The 8,935-nt window shown below is 38.8% G+C and carries 6 protein-coding genes and 9 tRNA genes; 14 read left to right on the top strand and 1 reads right to left on the bottom strand.

What is annotated here, in order from left to right; all coding sequences use genetic code 11:
• The 14 genes from tolA to H5157_RS20270 form a co-directional block, all read left to right on the top strand.
• Nucleotides 1–448 (top strand): cell envelope integrity protein TolA (tolA, locus tag H5157_RS20205; protein ID WP_182725389.1); only part of this gene is annotated, 448 nt, incomplete at its 5' end.
• 9 nt (nucleotides 449–457) lie between these two features.
• Nucleotides 458–1,816, top strand: coding sequence for a Tol-Pal system beta propeller repeat protein TolB (tolB, locus tag H5157_RS20210; protein ID WP_138488837.1), 1,359 nt, complete (start codon nucleotides 458–460; stop codon nucleotides 1,814–1,816).
• A gap of 34 nt (nucleotides 1,817–1,850) precedes the next feature.
• Nucleotides 1,851–2,393 carry a peptidoglycan-associated lipoprotein Pal gene (gene pal / locus H5157_RS20215; RefSeq protein ID WP_002960636.1) on the top strand — a complete coding sequence of 181 codons (543 nt, stop codon included), beginning with the start codon at nucleotides 1,851–1,853 and terminating at the stop codon, nucleotides 2,391–2,393.
• Between the two features lie 13 nt (nucleotides 2,394–2,406).
• Nucleotides 2,407–3,156 carry a tol-pal system protein YbgF gene (gene ybgF, locus H5157_RS20220; RefSeq protein WP_033021320.1) on the top strand — a complete coding sequence of 250 codons (750 nt, stop codon included), beginning with the start codon at nucleotides 2,407–2,409 and terminating at the stop codon, nucleotides 3,154–3,156.
• 226 nt (nucleotides 3,157–3,382) lie between these two features.
• A tRNA-Lys gene (locus H5157_RS20225) sits at nucleotides 3,383–3,458 on the top strand.
• A gap of 70 nt (nucleotides 3,459–3,528) precedes the next feature.
• Nucleotides 3,529–3,604 (top strand) — tRNA-Lys (locus H5157_RS20230).
• Nucleotides 3,605–3,688: 84 nt separating this feature from the next.
• A tRNA-Lys gene (locus H5157_RS20235) sits at nucleotides 3,689–3,764 on the top strand.
• A gap of 85 nt (nucleotides 3,765–3,849) precedes the next feature.
• Nucleotides 3,850–3,925, top strand: a tRNA-Lys gene (locus tag H5157_RS20240).
• Nucleotides 3,926–4,008: 83 nt separating this feature from the next.
• Nucleotides 4,009–4,084 (top strand) — tRNA-Lys (locus H5157_RS20245).
• A gap of 24 nt (nucleotides 4,085–4,108) precedes the next feature.
• A tRNA-Lys gene (locus tag H5157_RS20250) sits at nucleotides 4,109–4,184 on the top strand.
• Nucleotides 4,185–4,267: 83 nt separating this feature from the next.
• Nucleotides 4,268–4,343 (top strand) — tRNA-Lys (locus tag H5157_RS20255).
• A gap of 63 nt (nucleotides 4,344–4,406) precedes the next feature.
• Nucleotides 4,407–4,482: transfer RNA gene (locus tag H5157_RS20260), tRNA-Lys, on the top strand.
• Between the two features lie 141 nt (nucleotides 4,483–4,623).
• On the top strand, nucleotides 4,624–5,664 hold the full coding sequence (nadA, locus tag H5157_RS20265) for a quinolinate synthase NadA (RefSeq protein WP_182693277.1): 1,041 nt from the start codon (nucleotides 4,624–4,626) through the stop codon (nucleotides 5,662–5,664).
• Nucleotides 5,665–5,925: 261 nt separating this feature from the next.
• Nucleotides 5,926–6,015: transfer RNA gene (locus H5157_RS20270), tRNA-Ser, on the top strand.
• A 70-nt stretch (nucleotides 6,016–6,085) separates the two neighbouring features.
• Here H5157_RS20270 and H5157_RS20275 read toward each other — a convergent pair.
• A complete protein-coding gene (locus H5157_RS20275; RefSeq protein ID WP_182725390.1) occupies nucleotides 6,086–8,764 on the bottom strand; it encodes a CHASE domain-containing protein in 2,679 nt (892 codons plus the stop codon).
• Between the last annotated feature and the right edge of the window lie 171 nt (nucleotides 8,765–8,935).

Below are 8,935 nucleotides of genomic sequence, written 5' to 3' on the forward strand. Positions count from 1 at the left end.
AGAAGAAGCGCTTAAAAAAGCAGAAGCTGAGCGCAAAAAGCGTGAAGAGGAAGCAAAAGAGCGTGCTGCTGAGGCCGAACGTAAACGCCAGCAAGCAATGCAAGAGCAAATGTTACAAGAGCAACTTGCCAAAGAGCAGGCTGCCCGTAGTAAAATACGTCAGCAACAAGTGGTGAGCGAAGTTGATAAGTACCGTGCATTAATTATGGCGCGTATTCAGCAAAACTTACTGATTGATGAAAAAATGAAAAACCAACAGTGCCGAGTTAATATTCGTTTGGGCTTTAATGGTTTAGTAACGCAAGTTAAATCATTAGGTGGCGACAAGTTAGTATGTGAAGCTGCATTAAGAGCTGTGCGAATGGCTGACACATTACCGGTATCTAAAGATAAAGACGTATTCGAAAAACTTAAGAATATTAATTTAACAATCAAGCCAGAATTTTAAAGGAATGATATGTTCAACAAAATAAAAATAGCCTGTTTAGTTTTACTGTTTGGGTTTACGGGTGTTGCTAATGCAGCGCTTGAAATTGTAATAACAGAAGGTGTAGACGGTGCAAGGCCTATTGCCATTGTACCTTTTAAATACCAAGGTGTTGGTCCAATTCCTGAAAAGCTAAGTGGTGTTATTGCTGCCGATTTAATGCGCAGTGGTAAGTTTAAACCTGTTGATGTGGCGCAAATGCCGCAACAGCCAAGTAAAGATGGCGAAATTGATTATGCGTCTTGGGTTAATAAAGGTGTTGAAGCTGTTCTTGTTGGTGAGGTTGAACAACAAACTGATGGGCGTTATTTAGTTCGTTATGAGTTAGTTGATGTGATTCGCGGCCAAATTACCGGTGGCAATACGCAAATGATGAGTAACGGTAAGTTAGTTAAAAGCCAAGATCATATTTTAGAAGCGCGTGAAAGTGTTATTGGCGAGAGTGGTTTTCGTCGTTATTCACACCGTATTAGTGATGTTATTTATGAAAAGCTAACGGGTGAAAAGGGCGCGTTTTTAACTAAAATTGCATATGTAATAGTACGTGATAACGAGCCTAAACCTTATCAGCTAGTCGTTGCTGATTACGATGGTTTTAACGAACAGGTTTTACTTCGTTCAAAAGAACCATTAATGTCGCCAGCATGGTCACCGAATGGTACTAAACTAGCGTATGTAACGTTTGAAAACCGTCAAAGCCAAATTTACATTCAAGATATATACACAGGTAAGCGTGAAATAATAGCAAGCTACCGTGGTATTAATGGCGCACCGCAGTTTTCGCCAGATGGCAAAAAGCTATTATTAGTGCTTTCTAAGGATAAGACGGGTGCGACAGAAGTTTACATGCTTGACCTTGCTACACGTAAAGAAACACGCTTAACAAATCATCGTAGCATAGATACTGAGCCATCTTGGTACCCTAATGGCCAAGATATTGTGTTTACATCTGAAAGGGGTGGTAATGCTCAGATTTATAAGTTAAATTTAAAAACAGGTAGGTCACAACGACTCACCTTTGATGGTGATATGAACCTTGCTGGTTCTATAACACCAGATGGAAAAGAATTAGTGATGGTTAACCGTACCAACGGGCAGTACCATCTTGCTAAGAAAGAGCTGGCTACAGGTGCGTTTCAAGTATTAACGAGAACACGCCTAGATGAATCACCGAGCATAGCGCCAAATGGTTCGATGATTATATACAGCACGCTCCATAATAATAAACAGGTACTTGCGCTAGTATCGATGGACGGCCGCTTTAAAGCACGGTTACCTGTGCTAGACGGACAAGTAAAGGCACCAGCTTGGTCGCCATACTTACAGTAATATTACTGGTTTACTCAAAATAGGAATCTACTCAATGCAACTTAACAAAATACTTAAAGGCCTGCTAATTGCTGTGCCAGTAATGACATTAGCAGCTTGTAGCTCATCTTCTGATATTGATGAAGGTGCTGCAAACCAATCAAATCAAGGCGTTGTTGAGCAATCAACTAACACTGATACAGTTGAAGTAGCTACAATCTCTCCTGAGCAACAAGCAGAAGAGCAACTTCGTCAAAAGTACGAAGCACTTCGTCAAGAGCAAGTAATTTACTTTGACTTTGATAAAGCGACTGTTGAAGGTAAGTACGCAGATTTACTTCGTGCACATGCTGAGTTTTTAGTTCAAAACCCATCAGTTAAAGTTCTAATTGAAGGCCACGCAGATGAGCGCGGTACTCCAGAGTACAATATTGCACTAGGTGAGCACCGTGGCCAAGCAGTTGAAAAATACCTATTAAGCTTAGGTGTTTCAGCTAGCCAAATGTCAGTGGTAAGCTACGGTGAAGAGAAGCCAATGGTTAAATCTCGCACTGAATCAGCTTTCGCTAAAAACCGCCGTGCGGTACTAGTTTACTAAGATAAGAGATATTATGAAGCCGAAAATTATTTTGGCAGCCATGATATTGAGCGGGAGCACCCAGTTAATGGCTGCTCCCGCTCCTGTTTCAGAAGCTGCAAGTTCACAATCAAGTATTGAGAAGCGATTAGCGTCGCTTGAGAATATGATGCAGTCGCGTAACTTTTTACAAGTAGAGTTACAGCAACAACTTAACTTGTTACAAGACGAAGTAAGTCAAATTCGCGGTGTAACTGAAGAGCAAAGCTACAAACTTGAAAAAGTACTGCAGCGTCAGCGTGAGTTGTATCAAGAGATTGAAAACCGCGTGAGCCAGGCTTATACACAGCCAACAGCAGCTCCAGTAGTCGATCAGGCGCAGCCAAACGATGCACAGAGCTACAGCAGTGACTTATCTGAAAATGAAGCGTACGAGCGTGCTGTTGCGTTAATAATGAAAGATAAACGTTATGATCAAGCGATTCCTGAATTTCAAACGTTTTTAACTACCTATCCAAACTCTGTATATGCGTCTAACGCGCATTATTGGTTAGGGCAGTTGCTTACTATTAAAAATGATGGCGTAAAAGCGGTGGAGCATTTTAAAGTGGTTGTTAACGAATTTCCAAATTCTAATAAACGCCCTGATGCAATGCTAAAGTTAGGCACACTTTTACAAGATCAAGGTTCAGCGGCGCAAGCACAAAAAATATTGAGCGATCTTATCAATCAATACCCAAGTACTACCGCTGCAAAACTAGCAACTGATCGTTTGGGAAACTAAAGTTCACCAGCGATTAAATTTCTAGTTAAGGCGAGCAAACTACATGGAAACTCTCGAAGAATCTTGGATTTGCATGTAGTTTGAGCACAAACGGTTTAATTTTGTGCATCTAGACATAAAAACTTAAAAAAAGAGACAATTTCGGTTGCACTCATTTTATAAATAAGTATTATAAGCGCCCGCAGCAAACGAATGGTTACCCCACTCGAGATGCGACAAAAAGAGCGGGTTATTAGCTCAGTTGGTAGAGCAGTTGACTTTTAATCAATTGGTCGATGGTTCAAATCCATCATAACCCACCATTCTTTGAATGGTCTTTTATCGGCGGATTTACGTACAATACTAAGTTGTTATAAAACGCAACGTCAGAGCGGGTCATTAGCTCAGTTGGTAGAGCAGTTGACTTTTAATCAATTGGTCGATGGTTCAAATCCATCATGACCCACCATTCTTTATTCCTCGTGAATACGGTTTGGCATCAATCGGCGGATTTACGTAAGCTTTAACTTAGTAATAAGTTAGCATCTGGAATGGGTTATTAGCTCAGTTGGTAGAGCAGTTGACTTTTAATCAATTGGTCGATGGTTCAAATCCATCATAACCCACCATTCTTTATTCCTTGTGAATAATGACTGGTTCCAATCGGCGGATTTACGCAAAGTAGTAAGTTGCATTTAAACGTAACAATAGAGCGGGTCATTAGCTCAGTTGGTAGAGCAGTTGACTTTTAATCAATTGGTCGATGGTTCAAATCCATCATGACCCACCATTCTTTATTCCTTGTGAATACGGTTTGGCATCAATCGGCGGATTTACGTAAGCTTCATTCATAATTGAATAAGTGCATAGAACGGGTTATTAGCTCAGTTGGTAGAGCAGTTGACTTTTAATCAATTGGTCGATGGTTCAAATCCATCATAACCCACCATTCTATGAAAAGTTATATAAGAGCGGGTCATTAGCTCAGTTGGTAGAGCAGTTGACTTTTAATCAATTGGTCGATGGTTCAAATCCATCATGACCCACCATTCTTTATTCCTTGTGAATAGGGTTTGGCATTAGTCGGCGGATATACGTAAGCTTCATTCTTAATTGAATAAGTGCATAGAGCGGGTTATTAGCTCAGTTGGTAGAGCAGTTGACTTTTAATCAATTGGTCGATGGTTCAAATCCATCATAACCCACCATTCTATGACAGTTTAATCGGCGGATTTACGCAAGCTTTTTACAAAGCAGATTTATATTAGAGCGGGTCATTAGCTCAGTTGGTAGAGCAGTTGACTTTTAATCAATTGGTCGATGGTTCAAATCCATCATGACCCACCACTCTCTAATACTTTCCTTTATATTCTTTTTTAATTTCCCACTTTATTTTTTATAAACAGCCTTACTAGTTCGCTGTTATTTGCTTTCATATTCTCGTATAATTCGCCCTAATTAATGCACTGTAGATAAGTGGTCGAGAACATGAGTCTAGCTCAAACTATTATGCCTGAAGGTTATATTTTTCCCCCTAAGCCAGCACCGTTAACACAAGACGAGCAAGGCGAATATAAAGCGCGTATAAAACAATTACTAAAAGATAAAAATGCAGTACTTGTTGCCCATTATTATACCGATCCTGAAATTCAAGCACTTGCTGAAGAAACCGGCGGCTGCGTTGCCGACTCGCTAGAAATGGCGCGTTTTGGCGCACGTCACGATGCAGATATGATTATTGTTGCGGGCGTAAAATTTATGGGCGAAACAGCCAAAATTTTAACGCCAAATAAAACGGTTGTTATGCCAACGCTTGAAGCAACATGTTCGTTAGATATTGGCTGCCCGATAGACGAGTTCTCTGCGTTTTGCGATCAGCACCCTGATCGTAAAGTAGTTGTATATGCAAACACCTCTACGGCTGTTAAAGCACGTGCAGATTGGATTGTAACTTCATCCTGTGCACTTGAAATAGTAGAGCACCTCGATGAGCAAGGCGAAAAAATCATTTGGGGCCCAGATAAGCACCTTGGTAGTTATATTCAAAAAAATACCGGTGCTGATATGCTTATGTGGAATGGCGCATGTATTGTACATGACGAGTTTAAAACAAAAGCACTCAAAGACATGAAAGCGCTACACCCAGATGCAGGCGTTTTAGTTCATCCTGAGTCACCAGCAGAAATAGTTGCTCTTGCCGATTCGGTTGGATCTACGAGCCAATTGATCAAAGCAGCGCAAACAATGGACAACAAAAAGTTTATTGTAGCAACTGATCGCGGCATCTTTTATAAAATGCAGCAACTATGTCCAGATAAAGAGTTTTTTGCGGCTCCTACGGCAGGTGAGGGCGCTTCATGTAAAAGTTGCGCTCATTGCCCTTGGATGGCAATGAATGGCTTAAAAGCGATTGAGGAAGCCCTAATTGACCCTAAAGGCAAAGAAGTATTTGTTGATATGGATTTACGCGAAGGCGCACTTAAGTCACTTAATCGCATGCTTGAATTTACCGCGAGTATGGCTAAGTAACCTAAACTCTGGCTAGAGAAAATAAATTTAAATATCATCATATTCAATACGTAGTAAATCTCTTAATCAGAGTTCAGGTTAAGTCATTTTAAAGTATAAATTAAAAACGGTTAAGTCTTAGATTTAGCCGTTTTTTTGTGCCTATAGGTAAGTGTTGCTTGATTAGTAAGCATTTAAAGGCCCAAATTTAAAAATGCCTTGCACCTTAAGGGTCTATTTCATACTATAGCGCGCTGTTGCATTACACAATTGCAGCACCGTGGAGGGATGGCTGAGTGGCTGAAGGCGCACGCCTGGAAAGTGTGTTTAGGTTTATCCCTAACGAGGGTTCGAATCCCTCTCCCTCCACCATTATTCTTAGAGCCCAGTTATTAATATCGAAAGGTAACAATAACTGGGTTTTTTAATGCCCTCAGAATGACTAATTATTTACTAAGCAAAGTGTCGATAACATGCCGACAAGTTCATGTTTTTCGATTGGTTTTGAAACGTAACCATCAAATAGCTGCCTGTATATTTCTTTTTGTTCTGTAAAAACATTAGCAGTTAATGCAATAACAATTTGTTCGCTATTAAGCGCCTTAATTTTTTTACATGCCTGAAGACCATCCATTTTTGGCATTTGAATGTCCATAAAAATAATGTCTGGTTTGTGTAACTCGTATAATGAAATCGCTTCTAAACCATTGTTGGCAATAATAATGGTGGCTTTAGTGGGTTCAAGCATCGCAGCTGCAACAAGCTGATTTATTTTATTATCTTCAGCTAATAAAATAATTTTTCCAGATAGGTCAGGAAGCTCAATATTTTTGGTTGTTAATGTGCTGTCATCCACCTGCGCTTGTTTTAATGGTAAGTACACATAAAACTGACTCCCTGAACCTAACTGGCTTGTTACTTTAATTTCGCCATTCATAAGGCCTATTAATGATTTAGTGATGGGTAAGCCAAGGCCCGTACCACCATATTCACGCGTGGTTGATTGCTCAGCTTGTTCAAAGCGCTCAAACAATCGATCAATTGCTTGCTCAGAGATTCCAATTCCGGTGTCTGATATACAACAACATATTTTTTTTTCGTCGGTTAGCCTAAACGTTACTGTAACGCCACCTTGAGATGTAAACTTAATCGCGTTAGATATTAAGTTTAAAAATACCTGTCTGAGTCTAACTGGGTCGCCCACCCAATGCTTGTGCTCTATATCAATCACAAATTTAAGGTAAATGTTTTTATCTGTCGCTTGCACACCTAGGTCTGAATCTAAGTGATGAATAAGTTCAAAAAAGTCAAAAGGCTTATGCTCTAATGAGAGCTTGCCAGCCTCAATTTTAGAAAAATCAAGAATATCGTTAATAATGGTGGTGAGTGCTCGAGTTGAATACAGTGATTTTTTTAAATACTCTTTTGATTTTTCATTAAGCGGTTGTTCTTGTAATAGTTGTAATGTGCCAAGTATACCGTTCATCGGGGTTCGTATTTCGTGGCTCATATTTGCTAAAAACTCAGACTTTGCTTGCGATGCTTGCTCAGCAAGTTCTTTTGAGTGACCAAGGGCTTGCTCGTGGTCAATTTGTTCTGTTAAATCGTAAGCAATGCCTAAGTAGCCAACGGTGTCTCCTTCGTTATTTAACAACGAGGTGACACTTAAATTAACTTGTGTTTGCGCGCCTGTAGAAGAAATGTATGTCCATTGATTAATATCAGGCTCAGTTGCTGTTGCTTTTAGGATAAATACTTCAAAACCAGGGGTGACAGGTTTATTTAATTCAGCACTAAGTAGTTTAGCCTTTTTTATAATTTCTTCTTTTAAATGAAATATGCCAGGGTTTTTAATGCCAATAACATCTTGCGCTTTGTAGCCTAATAACTTTTCAGAGGCAGGATTAAATAGAGTGATTAAGCCGTTTGTGTCGGTCGCTATAATTGAATAACTAGCACTGTTTAAAATACTTTGTTGGAGCATGCTCATATCGGCTATTTCTTGCGTACGTTGTTTAACTTCGCTTTCTAGTTTTAAGTTTGCTTGCTGCAATGCGAGTTTATTTTTTTTAGCCTGAAGTGTTTTTCTCTTAATTCTTTGGTTTCTTCTAAAAATAAACAATTGCATTAAAAAAACTACAAACATACAGCCAATAGTGGCGAAAGAGCCATTAACAATGGCTTGATACCGACTAGGGAGATGAAGGTTATAAATAAAGGCGTCTGAGGCATCAATGGTAATTTTCCACGTTCTACCCATTAATTTTATAATTTTAGTTAATTGATAATCGTTAGTTTTGCTTTTTATGCCATAACTAAAAAAATCAGTCTCAGTATTGTTATTGATATCACTTATCGTTAGTTGATTTTCATCAAGGTGTGAAAGTGAGTCTAAAATTTTATCAATTAACAACGGCGAATATGCCCAACCTAAAAGCTCATTAAGGCGCTGTTTTTTATTATCAGAAATAATAATGGTTTTATATATTGGCACTAATATTAAAAAGCCTTGTTGTGAGAGTTTATTCGCTTGTACTAAAGTCAGTGGCGCCGTTAATTGGGTTGTATTATTTATGGCAGCATTTAGTGCTGCCTGTTTGCGCATGCTCTCAGATCCAATATCTAATCCAATTGCTTGTAAGTTTTTTTGCTCAGGAAAAATATATTGAATTATAAAATGCTCATCACTAGTCGCTACGAGTGTATTCAAATTAAATGTCTGATCGGGTCTATCGTTTTTTGCATCATTCAAAAATTTATTTAATTGCTCAACGCCAACTTTTTTTATATAGCCAATACCATTAGCTCCAGGGAATTCTTTAGCGTAGTTACGGCTCCCAGAGTAGTTAGTTATGGCTTGATAGTTTAAGTTATTTGCACCTATCCCATGTACAAAGCCCTTTAAACCAAATAGCCCATATTGATACAAATCGAGCCTACTGTTAATACCTGTAGAAATCGATGATAGGCGGTTATCAAGCGCATTGTTTATTTTATTTTTTATGGCTTCTTGGTGTTTAATATGAGCAAAGTAGGTAAGTATAATGCCCGCAACTAATAAAATGACGTGAGGAAGCAGTGAGATTAATAACCCTTTATTAACCGGTCGTGCTTGAATCATTAATTAATCCTTTTTCATGAGTCGCAGTAAGTGTGTTTCTATTTTAATAACGTGATAAATATAGCACCTATTATTCAAGACACAACTTTGTTATTAATTGGAATGTATATATTTTATAGAGGTTTAGAGTAGGGGGAGTCTAAAAAGTTGATTTTAAGCCTCAAGATAAAA

This window comes from Pseudoalteromonas sp. SG43-3 (genome assembly GCF_014164385.1).
Taxonomy (GTDB): Bacteria; Pseudomonadota; Gammaproteobacteria; order Enterobacterales; family Alteromonadaceae; genus Pseudoalteromonas; species Pseudoalteromonas distincta.

Bases quoted from the DNA above. Each gene is read 5' to 3' on its own strand.
- pal (WP_002960636.1), top strand. From the start codon at position 1,851: ATGCAACTTAACAAAATACTTAAAGGCCTGCTAATTGCTGTGCCAGTA.
- ybgF (WP_033021320.1), top strand. From the start codon at position 2,407: ATGAAGCCGAAAATTATTTTGGCAGCCATGATATTGAGCGGGAGCACC.
- nadA (WP_182693277.1), top strand. From the start codon at position 4,624: ATGAGTCTAGCTCAAACTATTATGCCTGAAGGTTATATTTTTCCCCCT.
- tolB (WP_138488837.1), top strand. From the start codon at position 458: ATGTTCAACAAAATAAAAATAGCCTGTTTAGTTTTACTGTTTGGGTTT.
- H5157_RS20275 (WP_182725390.1), bottom strand. From the start codon at position 8,764: ATGATTCAAGCACGACCGGTTAATAAAGGGTTATTAATCTCACTGCTT.